General features: G+C 42.5%; 15 protein-coding genes and 1 rRNA gene. 10 read left to right on the top strand and 6 right to left on the bottom strand.

The window, feature by feature from the left end; genetic code table 11:
- Positions 1–110: 110 nt before the first annotated feature.
- The 3 genes from folD to miaB are packed head-to-tail and all read left to right on the top strand — an operon-like array spanning position 111 to position 3,213.
- Positions 111–998 (top strand): bifunctional methylenetetrahydrofolate dehydrogenase/methenyltetrahydrofolate cyclohydrolase FolD, encoded by an 888-nt coding sequence (gene folD / locus IWA51_RS08955; RefSeq protein WP_198442151.1) that lies wholly within the window; start codon positions 111–113, stop codon positions 996–998.
- Position 999: 1 nt separating this feature from the next.
- On the top strand, positions 1,000–1,800 hold the full coding sequence (gene folE2 / locus IWA51_RS08950; protein WP_198442150.1) for a GTP cyclohydrolase FolE2: 801 nt from the start codon (positions 1,000–1,002) through the stop codon (positions 1,798–1,800).
- 30 nt (positions 1,801–1,830) lie between these two features.
- Positions 1,831–3,213, top strand: coding sequence for a tRNA (N6-isopentenyl adenosine(37)-C2)-methylthiotransferase MiaB (gene miaB / locus IWA51_RS08945; RefSeq protein ID WP_198442149.1), 1,383 nt, complete (start codon positions 1,831–1,833; stop codon positions 3,211–3,213).
- A 60-nt stretch (positions 3,214–3,273) separates the two neighbouring features.
- Here miaB and lysS read toward each other — a convergent pair whose 3' ends face one another.
- The 5 genes from lysS to ppk1 all read right to left on the bottom strand — a co-directional run bounded on the left by lysS (position 3,274) and on the right by ppk1 (position 9,619).
- The gene (gene lysS, locus IWA51_RS08940; RefSeq protein ID WP_198442148.1) at positions 3,274–4,908 is read right to left on the bottom strand and encodes a lysine--tRNA ligase; all 1,635 of its coding nucleotides are present in this window, start codon (positions 4,906–4,908) and stop codon (positions 3,274–3,276) included.
- A gap of 107 nt (positions 4,909–5,015) precedes the next feature.
- Entirely contained in the window at positions 5,016–6,026 is a 1,011-nt protein-coding gene (locus tag IWA51_RS08935; RefSeq protein ID WP_198442147.1) for an SPOR domain-containing protein, read from the bottom strand.
- On the bottom strand, positions 6,023–6,322 hold the full coding sequence (locus tag IWA51_RS08930; RefSeq protein WP_198442146.1) for a hypothetical protein: 300 nt from the start codon (positions 6,320–6,322) through the stop codon (positions 6,023–6,025). The genes IWA51_RS08935 and IWA51_RS08930 overlap by 4 nt, the downstream gene beginning before the upstream one ends.
- A gap of 136 nt (positions 6,323–6,458) precedes the next feature.
- Positions 6,459–7,523 carry a 6-phosphofructokinase gene (locus tag IWA51_RS08925; RefSeq protein ID WP_198442145.1) on the bottom strand — a complete coding sequence of 355 codons (1,065 nt, stop codon included), beginning with the start codon at positions 7,521–7,523 and terminating at the stop codon, positions 6,459–6,461.
- 23 nt (positions 7,524–7,546) lie between these two features.
- The gene (gene ppk1 / locus IWA51_RS08920; RefSeq protein ID WP_198442144.1) at positions 7,547–9,619 is read right to left on the bottom strand and encodes a polyphosphate kinase 1; all 2,073 of its coding nucleotides are present in this window, start codon (positions 9,617–9,619) and stop codon (positions 7,547–7,549) included.
- Between the two features lie 180 nt (positions 9,620–9,799).
- Between ppk1 and IWA51_RS08915 the strand changes: the two genes are divergently transcribed.
- The 7 genes from IWA51_RS08915 (at position 9,800) to IWA51_RS08885 (ending at position 17,271) form a co-directional block, all read left to right on the top strand.
- Positions 9,800–10,339, top strand: coding sequence for a hypothetical protein (locus IWA51_RS08915; RefSeq protein WP_230402640.1), 540 nt, complete (start codon positions 9,800–9,802; stop codon positions 10,337–10,339).
- A 197-nt stretch (positions 10,340–10,536) separates the two neighbouring features.
- Positions 10,537–10,645 (top strand): 5S ribosomal RNA (rrf, locus tag IWA51_RS08910).
- A gap of 114 nt (positions 10,646–10,759) precedes the next feature.
- Positions 10,760–12,910, top strand: coding sequence for a toprim domain-containing protein (locus tag IWA51_RS08905; RefSeq protein ID WP_230402639.1), 2,151 nt, complete (start codon positions 10,760–10,762; stop codon positions 12,908–12,910).
- Between the two features lie 30 nt (positions 12,911–12,940).
- A complete protein-coding gene (locus tag IWA51_RS08900; protein ID WP_198442143.1) occupies positions 12,941–14,923 on the top strand; it encodes a DNA topoisomerase IV subunit A in 1,983 nt (660 codons plus the stop codon).
- Between the two features lie 3 nt (positions 14,924–14,926).
- Positions 14,927–15,862, top strand: a complete 936-nt coding sequence (locus IWA51_RS08895) for a hypothetical protein (RefSeq protein WP_198442142.1) — start codon at positions 14,927–14,929, stop codon at positions 15,860–15,862.
- Entirely contained in the window at positions 15,859–16,455 is a 597-nt protein-coding gene (locus IWA51_RS08890; RefSeq protein ID WP_198442141.1) for an IMPACT family protein, read from the top strand. Before IWA51_RS08895 ends, IWA51_RS08890 begins: the two co-directional genes overlap by 4 nt.
- A gap of 39 nt (positions 16,456–16,494) precedes the next feature.
- Positions 16,495–17,271 carry a histidine phosphatase family protein gene (locus IWA51_RS08885; protein ID WP_177527573.1) on the top strand — a complete coding sequence of 259 codons (777 nt, stop codon included), beginning with the start codon at positions 16,495–16,497 and terminating at the stop codon, positions 17,269–17,271.
- Positions 17,272–17,364: 93 nt separating this feature from the next.
- Here the strand turns inward: IWA51_RS08885 and IWA51_RS08880 are convergent, their stop codons facing one another.
- On the bottom strand, positions 17,365–18,864 hold the full coding sequence (locus IWA51_RS08880) for a glycine hydroxymethyltransferase (RefSeq protein WP_177527572.1): 1,500 nt from the start codon (positions 18,862–18,864) through the stop codon (positions 17,365–17,367).
- Positions 18,865–19,049: the final 185 nt, after the last annotated feature.

The raw sequence follows: 19,049 nt of genomic DNA, 5'->3' as shown, positions 1-19,049 counted from the left end.
AAAACACGCGCTATGGCAATTTATTTGAAAATTTTGTACAATTCCCAATTATAGTTAAATTGCTGTGTTTTTTCAACCTATAAAAAACTTATTCAACGGAAGGTTACATTATGAGCGCTATTGTGATTGACGGAAAAGCTGTTGCCGAAGAAGTGAAGGCAGATGTTGCAAAAAAAGTGGAAGGACTTAAGTCGCGCGGAATTGTTCCGTGTCTGGCCGTTATTCTTGTTGGGGAAAATCCTGCAAGTGTAAGTTATGTTACAGGTAAGCGCAAGGCTCTGGCTGCAGCCGGAATGGCCGACAAAAGTGTTCTTCTTCCCGAAACAGCTACGGAACAGCAGGTTCTGGATTTGATTCATGAGCTTAACGAAGATTCTTCTGTACACGGAATACTTGTTCAGCTTCCCCTTCCGAAGCATATTGATGAAAAAAAGGTAACAAACGCAATTTCTCCCGAAAAAGATGTTGACGGATTCCACCCGGTTAACGTAGGAAAACTTCTTTCAGGTGAAAAAGGATTTCTTCCCTGTACACCGCACGGAATTGCAGTTCTTCTTAAAAAAGCGGGTGTTGCGACAGACGGTGCAAATACGGTTGTTATTGGCCGCAGTAATATTGTAGGAAAACCTATGGCTCTTCTTCTTTTGCGCCGTGAATACAACGCGACTGTTACAGTCTGCCATACCGGTACAAAAAATCTTGCAGAGTATACAAAAAAAGCTGATATTCTTATTGTCGCTTCAGGCCATCCGCATACGGTAACTGCAGATATGGTAAAAAGCGGTGCTGCAGTAATTGACGTCGGTGTTAACCGCATTCCCGATTCTTCTAAAAAATCCGGGTTCAGGCTGATTGGCGACGTTGACTATGACAGTGTAAAGGAAGTTGCCGGTTATATTACACCTGTTCCGGGAGGAGTAGGACCCATGACAATTGCAATGCTTATTTACAATACGCTTGAAGCAGCAGAAAATATTTCTTTGGCTGAAGGAAAATAATTTGATAGATTTACAGAGTACACCTGACACAAGGGAAATTCCGCTTGAAAAAGTCGGTGTACGAAAACTAAAATATCCTGTTAGTGTTTTGGACAAAAAAAACGGAACGCAGATGACTACGGCAAGCGTGGACCTTTATGTTAATCTTCCGCATGATTACAAGGGAACACACATGTCCAGATTTATTGACATATTCCACAGGCACTACAGAAATCTTGGAATGAGGCAGTTTCTTGTCATGCTGTCAGAAATCCGTGAATCGCTTTCTGCGGAACGTGCATTCGGTTCAATGAAGTTTCCGTTTTTTATGGAAAAGAGTGCGCCGGTTTCCCGCGAAAAGAGCATCATGTGTTATACTTGCACTTACGAGGGAGATGTTGCCTTTGATTCTGTTACGAAAAAAAATACAGAAGATTTCCGCCTTAAGATAGAAGTTCCGGTTACGACTGTCTGTCCGTGTTCAAAGGCAATAAGTGAATATGGTGCACACAACCAGCGCGGAATTGTTACGGTTACTCTTTCAAACAAGAGTCTTTTTTGGATTGAAGATGTAATTGAAGCCATAGAATCTTCTGCTTCGAGCGGGCTTTACAGTCTTCTTAAGCGCAATGATGAAAAATATGTTACCGAACATGCCTATGACAATCCTCGTTTTGTAGAAGATGTTGTACGCGAAGTTTACATTGCTCTCAAAAATTTTAAGGGAAGTGAAAAACCATTTTCCTGGTTCAAGGTTGAATGTGAAAATTTTGAAAGCATTCACAATCACAATGCCTACGCCTGCGCTGAATATAACGGCTGAATTTAATACTGTTTTTTTAAGGGAAGAAAAATGACTTATTTTTTTGAAACATACGGATGCGAGATGAATCTTTCTGAGTCTGCCGCTGTTGAGCAGATTTTTATTTCACGCGGATGGAAAAAGGCAGATGATGTTCAGCTTGCGGATGTCGTTGTAATAAACACATGTTCTGTTCGCGCCACAGCAGAAACGCGCATTTTTGGAAGACTTGGTTTTTACAGCGGACTAAAAGCCGTGCGACATATGGAACCGAATGCAAAGACACGCAGCATGGAAACAGCAGCAGAGTATGTCAAAAAAAATGGTCCGGTTACCCTTACTGTAATTGTCATGGGATGCATGGCCGAACGTCTATTGAAATCTTTGCAGAAAGAATGGCCTGTCGTTGACTACGTTGTGGGAACTTATGCAAAAAATAAATTCGGTGACATAATTACTGCAGTAGAAGAAGGAAGAAAACCTTTTGAAATTGACGATTCCCCTGTTTATACTTTTGCAGAAACTTCTTATGAAGAAGGTGCGTTTTCTGCTTTTGTTCCGATTATGCACGGATGCAATAATTTCTGTTCGTACTGCATTGTTCCCTATGTAAGGGGTCGCGAAGTTTCAAGACCGCTGGATCAGATTCTGCACGAACTTGATATTCTTTCTGCGAGGGGAGTAAAAGAAATTACACTTCTTGGACAAAATGTAAATTCTTACCGTGGCGAAGACGGACTCAATTTTCCGGGACTTCTTAAAAAAATCGGCGCGTACATTGATGAAAAAAAATCGAGCATAGAATGGATAAGGTTTGAGTCAAGCAATCCAAAAGATTTTTCTGATGAACTTATTCAGGAAATTGCTTCAAACAGACATGTCTGTACGGGCCTTCACGTTGCTGTTCAGCATGGTTCAACAAAAATTCTTAAGGCAATGAATCGCCGCTACACCAGAGAAGATTATCTTGTTCTTGTAAATAAAATAAAAGCGGCTGTTCCCGATGCTGCCCTTACTACAGATATTATGCTGGGATTTCCCGGAGAGAGCGATGAAGATTTTGAAGAAGTGCTTTCACTTATGAAAGAAGTTCAGTATGAGTCTGCATTCATGTACTATTACAATCCGCGAGAAGGAACACCGGCCGCGGTTATGGAAGACCAGATTCCGGTGGAAGTAAAAAAAGCGCGCCTTCAGAAAGTTATAGATACCCAGCTTAAAATTACTTCGTCTGTTATGAGCCGCTATGTAGGCCGAACAGAAAAAGTTCTTGCAGATATAATTAGCCGCGACAACCCAAAAGAACTTCTTGCAAAAACAGAACGCAATGAAAGAGTCGCCTTTGAAGCACCTGCATCACTTATAGGAAAATTTGTCACGGTAAAAATAGAAAGTCTTAACGGCAACACCTTCCGCGGGATACTTGTGGAATAGAATAGATTAGATTAGAAAACAAAGGGGGCTGTCTCAAAAGTACGAGACAGCCCCCTTTGTTTATTCCGCGTAGACTTTAAGAATGTTTTCGAGTTTCTGACGGCCTATGATTCTGAAGAAACTGGCGAGTCTTGGACCCTGGTCTTTTCCTATAAGAGCGTGGTAAAGCGCGTGGAACAGAAGTTTTGAGTCCTGTCCTGCGTTTGTTGCTACGTCATAGATTTTCTGTGCAAGTTCTTTGTCTTCTGTAATTGAGTCCATTACAGGAAGAACATCTGTGTAAACGGTCTTGAGCATTCCGTATTCAGGTGCTGTCAAGTCCGTCGCTTTTGTTCCGCCCTGAGTGAGCGCAAACCTGAAGTTTTCGGGAGCACATTCTGTTACCCAGAACCATGCGCATTCACATCTGCGGCGAAGAGTTTCCCTCTGTTCGGGTTTTACATCCTTGAGCGAATCAATTACCGCGTCTACATTGCCTTCGTAAATGCACAGAAGTGTCGTAAGCTGACGCAGACCAATCTGGTACGGCATAACCTTTGGCATTCCGCATTCAATCTGTGAAAGCTCGTAAATTCTCTTTTCTTTAAGGAAGAATTCTTCGCTCTTTGGTTTGTCTATTCCCCATGCAATTCTTTCTGTCTTGTCGTAGTCTTCGTAGATTTTAAGAACGTCAAGATCAAAGCTGATTGCAAATTCTGTATTCGGTCTTGTTCCTGCAAATATGTAGCGCAGAACTTCGGGCTGGTAAACCAAAAGTGCATCTACGAGAGAAATAACTTTTCCCTTTGAAGATGACATTTTTCCGGGAATTCCCTTGAGGTTTACAAAGTCGTATCTGAATGTAACAGGTGCGTCCCAGCCGTAGATTTTTTTGCTTACAAGTTTTGCAGTGTCGTAACTTCCGCCCGGACTTATATGGTCTTTTCCGCCCGGCTCAAATACGACTTTTTCTTCATTCCATCTCATTGGCCAGTCTACACGCCAGCCAAGCTTGAATTCCTTTGATGTGCGCAGGTCTCCGTGTTCTTCGTGGCCGCAACTGGTGCACTTGTAAGTAACACCGTATTCACCGTCGTAGTCAAGAATTTCTGTTGTGTCCTTGTTGCATTTGCAGCAGAATGCCGAAATAGGCCAGTAAACGTCTTCTGCCTTCATTTTGTGCTGCTCGTCGCGGTATTCATTAAGGCATTCTTTTATGAGCTGGCGGTTCTGAAGGGCTTTTTTCATGCCCTCTGTGTAGCGGTTTGCTCTGTATCTGCTTGCCTGGTAAAGGAATTCAGGATAAATTCCTACGCGCGGCAGTTCTTTTTCTATGTCTACTTCGTGGTGGCGTGCATAGTTTTCATCACGGCCGAATGTGTCGGGAACCATTGTGATAGGGTAGCGCAGGTATTTTTCGAGTTCTTCGGGATGAGGCATGTTTGCCGGAACTTTTCTGAATACATCATAGTCGTCCCAGGAGTAAATGAATCTTACATTCTTGCCCCTGTCTTTAAGAGCGCGTACTATAAGATCTACAGTGATTATTTCGCGGAAGTTTCCAATGTGTACTGTTCCGCTCGGAGTGATTCCGCTGGCGCATGTATAAAGCGGAAGGTCACCTTTTTCTTTTATTATTTTTGCCGCCTGCTGGTCAGCCCAGTGGCAAAGTTCGTTTGTGCTGCGGTTTGTTCCGCTTGAATTCTCATTGCTCATAATTGATATATTATAGTGATTAATTTTGTTTCTTTCAATCGCCTGATGCAAGAGCGCTATAAGAGCTGACTGTTGTCTTGAACCTGGTTGCGGCGGGGAGTGCGCGATTATTCAAAAACCGGGTAGCATTCAAAGCCAGCGTTTTTGAGTTTTTGTCCCATTGTTCCTTCTGCATTTTCATCTACTACGACAGCGTAATAGGTTGTTCCCGATTTTCTTTTTTCGGGAACAGAATATGCGTCAAAGCCCTTTTCCTTGAGTCTTTGTATGCTGGCATTTGCATTTTCTTCTTCTTTGTAAAAACCAAGCTGCTGTTTTTTTGCCTTGGGTGATTCCGCAGTTGTGGCAGAAGCATCTGCAGAAGAAGATTGCGTTTTTATTTCTGACTTTTTGTCTGTAGCCGGAACAGTCTGTGCTGCTGTATTGCGCGGAACAAAATACCAGAACGGAACACTCATTATCTGCGCGTTGCCTTCTGTAATTGCGGCTTCCGGGCTTGAAGGATATTCTGCCCTGAGTTCTGCCGAATATTCAGCGTCAGACGTAATGTACCAGAGCGTCAGAAGAACTGCCGGCCTTACATCTTTCATTGAATCCATCGCGGAATAAGCTTTCAGAAGCGAAACAGAATCCCGTGTTTCCTGCACAGAAGTGGCTTTACAAAGCGAACTCCATACAGAATAAAGATTTACGTAAGCAAGAATTGTTTTGTTTTTTGAAGAACGAACCGCACTGTTAAGGTAAGAGTCTGCTGTTTCCCAGTCGCCGGAACAAAGGCTTGTCCTTACTGCATTTATGACAAGCTGTTCAGAAGAGACTTTGGGCATTCCGGCTGCGTCTGCTGCAGCAATTCCCGCGGCTTTTGTATAGGATTTGCAGGCGTCAGAATAGAGACCGAGTTGTTCCTGCATTGTGCCTGTAAAGTAAAGGATTGAGCGCTTGTCTGCAGGTGTTGCCGCACTGTCCAGACTGTTTTTCAAAAAGATTACAGCGTCCTGTACTGATTCCTGCGAAAGACTTTCTTCTTTGATTGAAGCGGCTGTCTTTTTTGTATTCTGTGCGTAAAGGCATGCCGGAACAAGGATTGCGGCAATTAAGGCAGCGCATGTTTTTTTCATTCTGATTTTGTCTCCGAAAGAGGCTCTTCTTCTTTTACTGCAGGGATTTTTGTTTCCGGAATTTCTTCCTTCTTTTTGTCACATGAATCTTTTTTTGATTTGCACGAAGACTTCATGAATGTAAAAGGAATTGTGACGATAACTCCGGCAAGAAAAGCACCCAGAAGAGCCGCAAATACCGGAATATTTGAAAAGTTATGGAAGAACCATATTGTACAGGTATTTTCTATATTGAATCCTGTAAGAACTGCAACAAGCACAACCAGCAGCAGGATTCCAATCATTTTAACAGGCATACACCACCTCTCAGGGAAGAAAATTAGTATAGATGAAGTTCCATGGGGGCTTTATCTATACTTCCATTATATCCCAACTAAAATGCTCTTGTACAGATGTCACCGGGACTTGCAGAGGCGGCTTTTTGCAATTGACTCAGTTTCCCATACAGATTCCCAGTTCACGCGCGTTGGTGATTGTCTGGTTGTCTGGTTCTACGGTCTTGAGTTTTCCTGCAACTTCGGAAAGCGGAACAGGAATTATTTTGTCGTCTATAATTCCTGCCATTACACCGAATTTCTTTTCTGAAATAAACTGTGCTGCCGCTGCTCCCATTCTTGAAGCAAGTACTCTGTCATAAGGGCAGGGTGAGCCGCCGCGCTGTGTGTGACCGGGGATTGTTACCCTTACGTCTTTTCCTGTCTTTGCCTGAATTTCGGCGGCGATGCTGAACGAAACTGACGGGTTTTCACGCAGCTTTTTCTTGTATTCCTTTTTGGGAAGAAGGGCGTCCTGTTTTGAAATTGCTCCTTCGGCTACTGCGATGATTGTAAAGCGTTTTCCGGCTGAATCACGTTTTTCTATGCACTTGAGTATTTTGTCCATGTCGTAGGGAATTTCGGGAATGAGTATTATGTCTGCTCCGCCTGCTATTCCGGAGGTGAGTGTAAGCCATCCTGTTTTGTGACCCATTATTTCTACAATGAAAATTCTGCTGTGTGACGCGGCTGTTGTGTGAATGCAGTCAATGGCATGTGTCGCAATTTCTACTGCACTCTGGAAGCCGAATGTCATGTCTGTTCCGTAGATGTCGTTGTCAATTGTTTTGGGAAGTGTAACAACGTTGAGCCCTTCGTCAGAAAGCCGCTTTGCCGTTTTGTGTGTTCCGTTTCCGCCAAGAATTACCAGGCAGTCTAGCTTCCATTTTTTGTAATTTGCAATCATTGCCGGAACTTTCTGCAGTCCGTTTTCATCAGGCGTGTCTATCATCTTGAACGGCTGGCGTGATGAACCGAGTATTGTTCCGCCGTTGTTGAGAATGCCCGAAAAATCTTCTTTCTTCATCTGCCGGCATTTTCCGTAGATAAGACCCGTGTAGCCGTCTTCTATTCCGATAATTTCAGCTTTGTCATCCTTTTCGTAAATTGCTTTTGCACAGCCTCTCATTGCTGCATTGAGTGCCTGGCAGTCACCGCCGCTTGTAAGTATTCCTATTCTCATATTGGCTCCTGTTCCGTTTGTCTTTATGCGTTTTTTATGGCTGAAGGTCTGTATGTTTCATCGTAGAAAATTTCCTGCGAGTTTACAGATTTTTCTGATTCAGTATATCTTGAACGGTATATTCTGTCGTTTCCAAGTTCTTTTCCCTTTTCTGTGTCGGACATTGCCGTGTTGAAGATATGCAGCAGTCTGTTTTTTATGTCCTGGTCGTAAACAGGTACTGCAACTTCTACGCGGCGTTCCGTGTTTCTTGTCATAAAGTCGGCAGAACCTATATAGATTTTCTGTTCCGAAGGATTTTCCCCGTCGCCGAAAATGTATATTCTTGAGTGTTCAAGATAGCGGCCTACTATGCTTATGATTTTTATGTTGTCTGTTTTGCCGTGAATCTGCGGAACAAGGCAGCATATTCCTCTTATAATGAGTTCTATTCTTACACCGGCTTCAGAAGATTTTATAAGCTTGTCGATTATAACTTTGTCTGTAAGGGAATTGATTTTTATTCCGATGTAGGCCTTTTTTCCTTCGGCTGCTTTTTTTATTTCGCTGTCCATGAGCTCAAGTATTTTGTTCTGAAGGCAGTTTGGCGCTACAAGGAGGCAGTCGGTCGATTCAACAGTTTCACCAAGAAGAAGTGCCCTGAATACGTTTGCCGCATCGCTTCCTATTTTCTGGTCTGCTGTTATGAGCGAAAGGTCGGTATAAAGTCTTGAAGTTTTTTCGTTGTAGTTTCCTGTTCCAATCTGTGTAATATAGGAAAGACCGTCTTTTGTGTGGCGCGTTATGAGACAGAGTTTTGAGTGAACTTTGTAGTCTCCCAGCCCGTAAATTATTCTGCATCCGGCTTCTTCGAGTCTGCGCGACATTTCTATGTTGTTTGCTTCGTCAAATCTTGCCCTTAGTTCAATGAGAACAACAACTTCTTTGCCGTTTTCGGCCGCTTCGATAAGTGCGTCAATAATTTTGCTTTTGTCTGCAACCCTGTACAGTGTCATCTTTATTGAAACAACGCTTGTGTCATCGGCGGCTTCGTGCAGCATGTTTATAAAAGGCTTCATGCTTTCAAACGGGTAGGAAAGAAGCACATCTTTTTTTTCTATCTGCGCGATTATGCTTTTGCGCAGGTCGAGTGAGAGTGACGGGCGCGGAGAACGCTTTTTGTAGAAAAGGCCGGGTTTTGTATGCAGCCGGTCCTGAATCTGGAACACAAAACTCATGTCCAGCGGTGTCTGTTCGTTGATTATATGAAGCGGTGAAATTCCTACACTTGAGGCAAGTTCAATTTTTGACTTTTCATTTATAATCCTGCTCATTTCAAGCCTTACGGGGCTTAACCGCGTTCTCTGCTTGATGAGGTGTTCCATAAAGTTCCTGTAGTCAAGATCTTCGTCATAAACATCAGCGGCATCAATGTCTGCGTTACGGGTGATTCTTATTACGGACTTTTCCTTTACCGTATAGTTTTCGTAAAGTTTTGAAACAAAGTGAAGTATGAGTTCTTCGCACAGCATAAAGGTTCCGGGGCGTGACGGAATTTCTATAAGGCGGGAAAATACACTGTTTGTGCAGGGAACGATTCCGACTTTGGTCTTGCCGTTTTTGCTTGAAAGAATCACGTAAGCGTAAAGTTGTTTGTTGTTAAGGAAGGGGAACGGCTGCTGCTTGCCTATTATCATTGGTGACAGGAAAGGCGCAATGTTGTTGTCAAAATAATTTTCCAGAACTTCGCCTTCACTTTCTGAAAGTTTATTGAAGTTTATTATGTGAATTCCGTAAGGGTCAATTTCGCCCATGAGCTGTTCGTAAATGCGGGCTTTTTTAAGTTCAAGTTCCTTTACCCTTTCCAAAATAGCGCTAACCTGTTCGGCGCTGGTCATATTTGTTTTGTTTTCGCGGATTTCTTCCCCGGAATTCATTTGAACCATAAGGGTTCCGACTCGAACCATAAAAAATTCGTCCAGGTTTGTCTGGTAAATAGAAGCAAAAGTGAGTCTTTCTGCAAGGGGAACACGTGGGTTTCCGGCTTCATCAAGTACGCGCTCGTTGAACTGCAGCCAGGAAAGTTCCCTGTTTGTATAACATTTGATATTTTCCATGGCGTTATGCTAGAACCGCTTTTTTATTATTCTGTTAATATTGTGTTAGTTTCGGGTTAATTTTTAACATAAAAATATTTTAAGAACAGTGAATATTCCGCCAGTCTTGAAAACTTACAGTTGTTGATTACAAACAAGTTTGCCTGTATAATGCCGTCGTATAATAAAATGGAGGATAAAATGGAAGAAAATAAGGTTTTGGAACAGGAAATGCCCCTTGCCGAGCGTTTCAGTAAAAAAGTTATACTCAAGGTTGCAAAAATTGTTAAGGTTGAACAGCATCCCGGCGGAAGTCTTCTATATATTCTTACCCTCAACACGGGTGATGAAGAAGAAAGGCAGATTGTAAGTTCAATTGTTCCGTTCTATAAGGCAGAAGAACTTTTGGACAAAAATATTGTTATTGTTTACAATCTCAAGCCGGCCAACTTCCGCGGGGTACGCAGCAACGGAATGCTTCTTGCGGCATCGGATCCTTCTTCTGACGATGAGCACGAGACATGCGAGGTTCTGTTTGCGCCGCAGTTTGAAGCCGGAACAATCCTTGAACCCGAAGGATATTCTGTTCCCGAAGAAAAACTCTGCTACGTTAAGGCAGACAAATTCTTTGACATGCCGCTTTATACAAAAGACGGATTCGTTGAAATTGACGGAAAGAAGATCGGCGCCGGCGGACAGTATCTTACTGCAAGCGTCTATAAAAACGGCAATGTAGGATGATTCCGCGCAGGAAGAAAATTTTTAAGGAAAACTTAAATTACTGGAGAATTATATTTAGGGTACAACTATAGATGCAACTTTGAAAATGCGATGTTCCACGTCGTTATATTATAGAAATGTGGAACATCGCATTTTTAGACACATAGAAAGCCCCCCTCTTTACTTTTTTTTAACACTGTAGTAATATTTTTTCCATTACTGGTGTCCATAGTAAAGAGGCAATACCCGTTCCCATACCGAACACGGAAGTCAAGCTCTTTTACGCCGATGATACTGCGAAAGCGGGAAAGTAGGTAGATGCCGGTTTTTTTTATTTTAAACAGCCTGTTGTGTAAAACAATGCTCTTTGTGTTACCTCTTTTACACCGTTACGCCGTCTATGGTAGACTAAACTTCATGACGGGGGTATAATATAAGGCTATGGGTGTAAAAACTGAAAAGAAAACATCTGCGGTCGTAAAAAAGACTGCTTCCAAGTCAGGTTCAAAAAAAGATTCCGCAAAAACAGCATCTTCAAAAACAACAAAGACAGTTGCTGCAAAAAAAGCCGGGACTTCAACAAAAACAACAGCAAAAAAGAGTGTGGCAAAGGTAACTGCCAAAACGGCTGCAAAGACAAAAACAGTATCAAAAGTTGTACCTAAAGCCGAATCAAAAGCGGCTGCCGTTAAGACAAAGACAGAGCCAAAAACAGCGGCAGCTCCTGTTTCTGCAAAAAAAGTTCCAGAACAGAAAAAAGTTTCTGTTGCAAAAACTGTAAAAACTTACGATGAAAGCCAGGTAATTCATCTTGATGCACTTGAACACATCCGTTTAAGAAGCGGAATGTACATAGGCCGCCTTGGTGACGGAACAAACCAGAATGATGGAATTTATGTTCTTCTTAAGGAAGTTATAGATAATTCAATTGACGAATACATTATGGGCTTCGGTTCAAGAATAGATATCGAAGTAAAGGACAACCGCGTTAAGGTAAGGGACTTTGGACGCGGAATTCCTTTGGGTAAAGTAGTTGACTGTGTAAGCCAGATCAATACAGGTGCAAAATACAACGACGATGTCTTTCAGTTTTCTGTCGGAATGAACGGAGTCGGAACAAAAGCCGTTAACGCTTTGTCCTCTTATTTCAGGGTTGTTTCGGTACGTGACGGTCAGTGTGCCGAAGCGGTTTTTGAAAAAGGAAAACTTGTATCCCAGAAACAGGGAACACTCAAGCAGAAGACCCACAACGGAACTTATTTTGAATTTGTTCCCGATACAGATGTTTTCGGAAAATACGATTATAATATGGAATTCGTTGAGCGCCGTATCTGGAACTACGCCTATCTGAATTCTGGTCTTACACTTTATCTGAACGGAACAGCGTACAAAAGTGACAACGGACTTTTGGATCTTCTTGCAAAAGAAATTGACACTGAATGCCTTTACCCGATAGGAAGTTATTCCAGCGACCATCTTAAGTTTGCATTTACACATTCAAACGCTTATGGTGAAAATTATTTTTCTTTTGTTAACGGCCAGTATACTGCAGACGGCGGAACCCACTTAAGCGCATTTAAGGAAGGCTTTGTAAAGGGAATAAACGACTTTTACGGAACAAGCTACAAGAGCGAAGATATACGTGAGGGAATTACCGCTGCAGTTCTTGTAAAGGTAAAGGATCCTGTTTTTGAAAGCCAGACAAAAAACAAGCTGGGCAATACAGACATACGCCAGTGGATTATGGGAGAAACCCAGAGCGGGCTTGACGACTGGCTTCACCACAATCCTGAAGCTGCAAAAAAAATCCAGGAAAAGATTCAGGCAAATGAAAAACTGCGCACCGAACTTAGTGCCGTTAAAAAAGAAGCAAAAGAAGCTGCACGCAAAATAAGCATCCGCATTCCAAAACTCAAGGACTGCCGCTATCATGTACAGGACGGTCCCAAAGGCGAAGAAAGCATGATTTTTATTACGGAAGGAAACTCTGCTTCCGGAACAATGACGCACTCGCGCAATGCAGATTACCAGGCAATATTCAGTCTGCGCGGAAAGCCCGAAAACATGTACGGCAAAAAACAGAGCGAAATCTACAAAAATGACGAACTTTACCAGCTTATGATGGCTTTGGGAATTGAGCAGGATGTAGGAAACCTCAAGTATTCAAAGATTGTAATTGCAACCGATGCCGATAACGACGGTTTTCATATACGCAATCTTGTTATGACATTTTTCCTCGGATACTTTGAAGAACTTGTAACGTCGGGCCGCGTTTATATTCTTGAAACCCCGCTGTTCCGCGTGCGCAATAAAAAAGAAAATGTCTACTGCTATTCCGAAGAAGAACGCGATAAGGCCCAGTCAAGACTCGGTGCTTCCTGCGAAACTACACGATTCAAGGGACTGGGAGAAATAAGCCCCGGTGAATTCAAGGATTTTATTGCACCCGAAACAATCCATCTTACTCCGGTAGAAATAAGCCAGCTTAAGATGGTTCCCAAACTTCTAGGTTTTTATATGGGAAAGAATACTCCCGAGCGCCGCTCTTTTATAGAAAAGCATCTGCTTGGTAATGCCGACATTGACGCTTAGTTTTTAAGCTGTAATTTAATAGGAAGATAAATGGCTTTTGTAAAGAATCTTTTTGACAAGAATTTTATTGAATATGCAAGCTACGTAATCAGGGACAGGGCTATTCCTGATCTTGAAGACGGACTCAAGCCTGTTCAGCGTAGAATAATGCACACTCTTTTTACCATCGACGACGGAAGAATGCACAAAGTTGCAAGCGTTGTCGGTGACTGCATGAAATTCCACCCGCACGGCGATGCTTCTATCGGAGGCGCACTTGTAGTTCTTGCAAACAAGGGAATTTTTATTGCGCGCCAGGGAAACTTCGGAAATATGTACACCGGAGATGAAGCTTCTGCAACACGTTATATTGAATGTTGTGTTCACCCGATTGCAAAGAAATTTCTGTACAATCCAGACATAACGGAATATATTCCAAGCTATGACGGCCGCAATAAAGAGCCCGTCGTTTTTAGGGCAAAAATTCCTGTCGTGCTTGTAGGCGGTGCTGAAGGAATTGCAGTCGGAATGTCTACAAAAATTCTTCCGTATAATTTTAAGGAAGTTATAGATGCAGAAATAAAAGCTCTCCGGGGCGAAGATTTTGAAATATTCCCTGATGTTCCGACGGGCGGTCTTATTGATGTTTCAAACTACAATGACGGCAACGGAAAAATTATCACGCGTGCAAAGTTTGACATGAGTGATGAAAAGCGCATTGTCATTACCGAACTTCCTGTAGATACAACTTCAAAAGATCTTCTTGACTCAATTGATTCTGCATACAAGGCAGGAAAAATAAAAATCAGTTCCGTAGAAGATTTTACAACCGATCACTGTAATATCGAAATAAAACTTCCGCGCGGTGTTTATGCAAAGGATGTAGAAAAAGCCCTTTATGCTTACACTGCCTGCGAAAAGTCCATTTCGTGCCAGATGCTTGTAATCAAAGACAACATGCCTGTTGCAATGACGGCCACCGAAGTAATTAAATATTACGCAAAAAAACTTACGGCAATCATAAAAGACGAACTTGAATTTGAGCGTGCATCATTAACAGAGGAACTTCATGCAAGAACTCTGGAGCGCATTTTTATTGAAGAGCGCATCTATAAAAAAATAGAAATGATGAAAACTGCGGAATCGGTTAACCGCGCTGTCAAGGAAGGATTTGTTCCGTTCAAGAACGAGCTGGTGCACGATGTAAGCGATGACGATGTTGACCGCCTTCTGAAAATTCCAATCCGCCGCATTTCACTTTTTGATATTAACAAAAACAAGGATCAGGTTGCGGCTATAAATGCACGACTTAAGGAAATTGCAAGAAGACTCAAGCATCTTACTGACTGTGCTGTTGAATATCTTGACTCGGTTCTTGAAGAAATGAAAAATTATACTGCTCTTGATCCAAAAAAAGATCCGCGTGCCGTTGACCCGAAGCTTATGGAGCGCCAGACGACAATCACTTCGTTCAGCGCCGTAAATGCAAAGGAAATTGTAAAACGCGACATTCCGTTAAGATACGATGACAAGGGCTATCTGGGAACTTCTGTTTCTGCAGGAAAAGAACTTATTAAAGTTACACCCTATGACAGAATTCTTATTGTACGCAAATCAGGAATCTGGAGTGTCTGTGATGTTCCTGACAAGCTTTTTGTAGACACAGGTATGTGGTTCTGTAATTATGCAGACAAGGATGTTATAGGAAAAATTCTGTTTACAATAATTTACCGCGACCCCAAAACAAAATTCTGTTTTATAAAAAGATGCAGAATCGCCGGCTGGATTATGAACAGGGATTACAGTTTTGTACCCGACGGAATGGAAGTACTTCATGTTGACTCGCGCGATAAATTCAAGTTTACAATGCGTTTTGTCAAAAAGCCGCGCATTAAAATTTCAGAGCAGGAATACAAAGCGTCGTCTTATGAAGAAAAAGGACTTAAGGCAAACGGTGTCAGATTGGAATCCCGCGAGGTTGAATCTGTTTCTGTAGAGCCGTCTGACAATAATGGACAGGGAACACTTTTTTAGTCTATGGCAGAAAAATTAAAAAAGCCTGAATACAGGCGCATGTATGGTGTTTTGAAAGAAAATCTTGCAAGGAATTTCGGCAAAGGTTTTTTTGCAGTTTTTCTTTTTGAAATTCTTCAGATTGTTTTTTTGAGTCTTGAAGTTGTGCTTTTGTCCGGACCTGCCTCGTCTGTTTTTTTTCCTGACAATTCCGGGGCGCCGGGTATTGGCGGAACAGTACTTCTGGCGGCGCTTCTTTTTGTGGCGCAGTGTTTTGTAGGCGTACTTACATTCGGACTTATTTCTTATGTTACCGAACTTGTTCTGAATAAAAAAGCAGGGCTGGCCGATTTGTTCTGCGGTTTTTTTGAAAAGACGGGCCGTGTTTGGCAGGGCGCTGCTTTGCATGCACTCATTTATCTTGTTGCTGCGGGAATTCTTGCACTTATTGCATTCCTTAATTCAAGTTTGATTGCATCAGTTATGGAAGATATTTCTGCAGGAAAGACGGACTCTCTTTTTAAGCTTGCCGGTATAGGAAGTGTTATTTTTATTTTTATTCTGATTGTCCTTGAAATTCCTTTTCTGTTTGCATGGAATATTATACGCGAAGATTCTTCTGTTACAGTTTCTGCAGCATTCAAAAAAAGTTTTTCTCTTATGATACGAAACTATTTTCATTTTGCAGGATACATAATTTTTGTAAATTTAAAGAATCTTGCAATTATTGCTGTAATTTATGCACTTACATTTTTTGTTCTGCAGAAAGTTTTTAAAGCTGTTCCTGTAATTATGGCATTGATGAATTTTTATCTGTTCGTTCAGCAGTATACTGTTCTGATGAAAATTTATTTTGCTCTTCCTGTTTATTATTATTCACTTCTGAGCATTAACGGGTTTATTCCGCAGAAACAGAACCTTAAACAACAGAATCTTCTTCCTGGTGACACTGCACAATGAATGTTCTGCTTGAATACTGTCGCACTGAACTTACAATAAAAAATTCACGTTTCATTGCGGAATGTTTTCCTGTAGAAACCCAGGCTCAGGCGCGCAGTCTTCTTCATGATGCAAAGCAAAAGTATTTTGACGCGACACATGTTGTGCATGCTTTTATTACAGGGCATAACGCAGAAGTAAGCGGAATGAGTGATGACGGCGAGCCTTCTGGAACTGCAGGGCGTCCTGTGCTTGATGTTCTTAAGGGCAGCGGAATTACAAATATTCTTCTTACCGTAACGCGTTATTTTGGCGGGACACTTTTGGGAACCGGCGGTCTTGTTCATGCTTACGGGGACTGCGCAAAGCAGGTGCTTTCTTTATGCAAAAGCGAACCGTTTGTAGAAAAGAGAAAGTTTGCATTCCGCGCTGACTATTCTTCGTTTGATGAAATAAAGCGCATGTTTTCACTGTTCCATCTTGGAAGCATTTCTGAAAATTACGGAGCAATGGTTGATGTAACCGGCGAAATATGGTTGGCAGAGTCTGATGATTTTGCGCTCAGAATAAAAAACCTTACTCGCGGCAGGTCAAATGTAATTTATCAGCCGTGAGTAAGTTGTATAAAATCGAATTCTTATACAGGAGGTACCATGCATCTTATTTTTATCAGACACGGGGATCCCGATTATGCAAATGATTCGGTAAGTGAAAAGGGCAGCCGCGAAATTTCCCTTCTTGCAGAACGCGCCGCTTCATGGAAAGTGAATGAATGTTTTGTTTCGCCGATGGGCCGCGCGCAGAAAACAGCCGCTGCAGTTCTTGAAAAACTGCATGTTCCTTCAGAGACTCTTCCTTGGCTCAGGGAATTCAATTATGACCTGAAGGATCTTAAGACAGGAAAGAGACGCATTGCCTGGGACTGGATGCCGCGTGAATATTTTGCAGAAAAAAAATATGCCGATGTTTCTTCGTGGTGGAGTACAAAAACAATGCGCACCGGAAACATACGCTCCCATTACAAAACTGTCTGTGACGGAATAGATTCAATTCTTGAGTCATACGATTACAGCCGCTTTGCAGACAATATGCCCGTTTACAACTGCTTTCCGCATCTTACTGATGAACAGGCAAAAAATGACACGCATCTTCTTGCAAGCCAGCAGGAACTTGACGGAACAAACCTTCTGTTTGTGTGCCATCTTGGCGTTATGTTTGCAATTATTTCACATCTTACCGGAATAAGTCCCGTGCAGTTGTGGCAGGGATTTTTTGTAGCACCGTCTTCTGTTACTGTTCTGGGAGCCGAAGAGCGTGTTCCTGGTGAAGTAGTGTTCCGCGTACAGCAACTGGGGGATGTAAGGCATCTTGCAGAAAACGGGGAGAGCGTTTCTGCTTCTGGCTTTTTCGGAAACTGTCTTACGCTTTGAAAATGCGATGTTCTAAGGGGCTATATTATAGCGACTTAGAACTCGACGGCAATCTCTAGAAATCCAGTTTACTGGATTTCTAGAGATGCAATTTTATTTTACAAATTCTTTTTTAAGGAAGTCGAGGTCAAGTTCGGGGTAGAGAACATGCTTTGACAGAAGTTTTTGTACTCTGCCTGTTGCTTCTTCTTCTACTGCCGGGTCAAGAACGATTTTTCCCTTTGCAGGTTTGCCTTCTTTTGTAAGGCCTGGCTTTGTTCCCTTAAGAACAGTGTCGATGATTCCTGCAACTTCTTTCATGTCATTTTCATCCATGCCAAGAGTTGTAAGCCCCGGTGTTCCGATTCTTATTCCGCTGGTCCACCATGCACCGTTTTTGTCGTAGGGAAGGGCGTTTGCATTGGCTGTTACACCGCACTTGAAGAGGGCTGCTTCGGCCTGTTTTCCTGTAAGTCCGTAAGTTGTAACATCAATGAGCATAAGGTGGTTGTCTGTTCCGCCTGTCTGAAGTCTCATTCCCTTTTCAATGCATGATGCCGCAAGAGCCTGTGCATTCTTTACGATGTTCTGCGCATACTGCTGGAATGCCGGAGTACGTGCTTCCTTGAATGCAACTGCCTTTGCTGCCATTACGTGTCCGAGCGGTCCTCCGAGTACCATAGGGCAGCCCTTGTTTACGTAGTCTTTGAATTCTTCCTTGCACAGAATCATTGCTCCACGCGGTCCGCGCAAAGTTTTGTGTGTTGTAGTTGTAACAACATCTGCCCATTTTACCGGATCAAAATCTCCTGTAAGAACTTTTCCTGCTACAAGACCTGCAAAGTGTGCCATGTCTACCATGAGGACAGCACCGCATTTGTCTGCTATTGCGCGGAATCTCTTGAAGTCAATTCTTCTGGGGTAGGCAGAAAATCCTGTAAGAAGGATGAGCGGCTTCACTTCCATTGCCTGCTTTTCTATTGCATCGTAGTCAAGAAGACCCGTTTTTTCGTCAACGCCGTAAGGATGGCTTTCAAACATTCTTGCGCTTACATTCATTTTGTAGCCGTGTGTAAGGTGACCGCCACATGAATAGTCAAGACCCATAAGCTTCTGGTTGCCAAAGCGCTTTCTGAGCATGTCAAACTGTTCTGCGCTGAGATCTGCGAGTGATTTTACACCAAGTTCTTCAAGTGTGGGTGTTTCTACCTTTTTTGAAAGAATTGCCCAGTAAGCAACAAGGTTTGCGTCACAACCTGCGTGGGGCTGAACATAGGCATAGTCTGCTCCGAAAAGCTTCTGTGCTTCATCTGCTGCAGTCATTTCAACAGCGTCAATGTTTTCACATCCGCCGTAGTAACGGTGTTCGGGGAATCCTTCTGCATACTTGTCCGTAAGAAGATTTCCCATTGCTGACTGAACGTTGAGTGAACAGTAGTTTTCGCTTGCAACAAGCTTAAGATGCCTGCGCTGGGTTGCAAGTTCCTTTACTACATCGGCGGCAATCTCCGGTGCTACCTGTGCAACCTGCTGAAGGTTTGCAACATAAGCTGTCATTGCCGGATTGAGTTTTCCGTTGCAGAGTGCAACATAGTTTTCCAAAGGTGTTGACATAGATTCTCCATAAGTATGATTCGCATTGCGAACTTTAGATAAACGACCGGCGAAATCCCGACGGACATTTTATCAATAGTAGTTAATTTGTATTAAAGTTTCAAGTTGAATTCCGTTTTTATGTCCGATATTTACTATTGCGCATCTCTACAAATTGAAATTTTTGGAAACTCCCTGTTCTATTG

The organism is Treponema peruense (genome assembly GCF_016117655.1).
Lineage (GTDB): Bacteria > Spirochaetota > Spirochaetia > Treponematales > Treponemataceae > Treponema_D > Treponema_D peruense.
The sequence above is the reverse complement of the archived record's forward strand: the minus strand, read 5'-3'. Positions and strand labels throughout refer to the sequence as shown.

Excerpts from the sequence above, each read along its gene's own strand:
- miaB (WP_198442149.1), top strand. The coding sequence starts at position 1,831 with ATGACTTATTTTTTTGAAACATACGGATGCGAGATGAATCTTTCTGAG.
- IWA51_RS08935 (WP_198442147.1), bottom strand. The coding sequence starts at position 6,026 with ATGAAAAAAACATGCGCTGCCTTAATTGCCGCAATCCTTGTTCCGGCA.
- IWA51_RS08925 (WP_198442145.1), bottom strand. The coding sequence starts at position 7,523 with ATGAGAATAGGAATACTTACAAGCGGCGGTGACTGCCAGGCACTCAAT.
- IWA51_RS08885 (WP_177527573.1), top strand. The coding sequence starts at position 16,495 with ATGCATCTTATTTTTATCAGACACGGGGATCCCGATTATGCAAATGAT.
- IWA51_RS08895 (WP_198442142.1), top strand. The coding sequence starts at position 14,927 with ATGGCAGAAAAATTAAAAAAGCCTGAATACAGGCGCATGTATGGTGTT.
- IWA51_RS08915 (WP_230402640.1), top strand. The coding sequence starts at position 9,800 with ATGGAAGAAAATAAGGTTTTGGAACAGGAAATGCCCCTTGCCGAGCGT.
- ppk1 (WP_198442144.1), bottom strand. The coding sequence starts at position 9,619 with ATGGAAAATATCAAATGTTATACAAACAGGGAACTTTCCTGGCTGCAG.
- lysS (WP_198442148.1), bottom strand. The coding sequence starts at position 4,908 with ATGAGCAATGAGAATTCAAGCGGAACAAACCGCAGCACAAACGAACTT.
- IWA51_RS08890 (WP_198442141.1), top strand. The coding sequence starts at position 15,859 with ATGAATGTTCTGCTTGAATACTGTCGCACTGAACTTACAATAAAAAAT.
- IWA51_RS08930 (WP_198442146.1), bottom strand. The coding sequence starts at position 6,322 with ATGCCTGTTAAAATGATTGGAATCCTGCTGCTGGTTGTGCTTGTTGCA.
- IWA51_RS08905 (WP_230402639.1), top strand. The coding sequence starts at position 10,760 with ATGGGTGTAAAAACTGAAAAGAAAACATCTGCGGTCGTAAAAAAGACT.
- IWA51_RS08900 (WP_198442143.1), top strand. The coding sequence starts at position 12,941 with ATGGCTTTTGTAAAGAATCTTTTTGACAAGAATTTTATTGAATATGCA.
- IWA51_RS08880 (WP_177527572.1), bottom strand. The coding sequence starts at position 18,864 with ATGTCAACACCTTTGGAAAACTATGTTGCACTCTGCAACGGAAAACTC.
- folD (WP_198442151.1), top strand. The coding sequence starts at position 111 with ATGAGCGCTATTGTGATTGACGGAAAAGCTGTTGCCGAAGAAGTGAAG.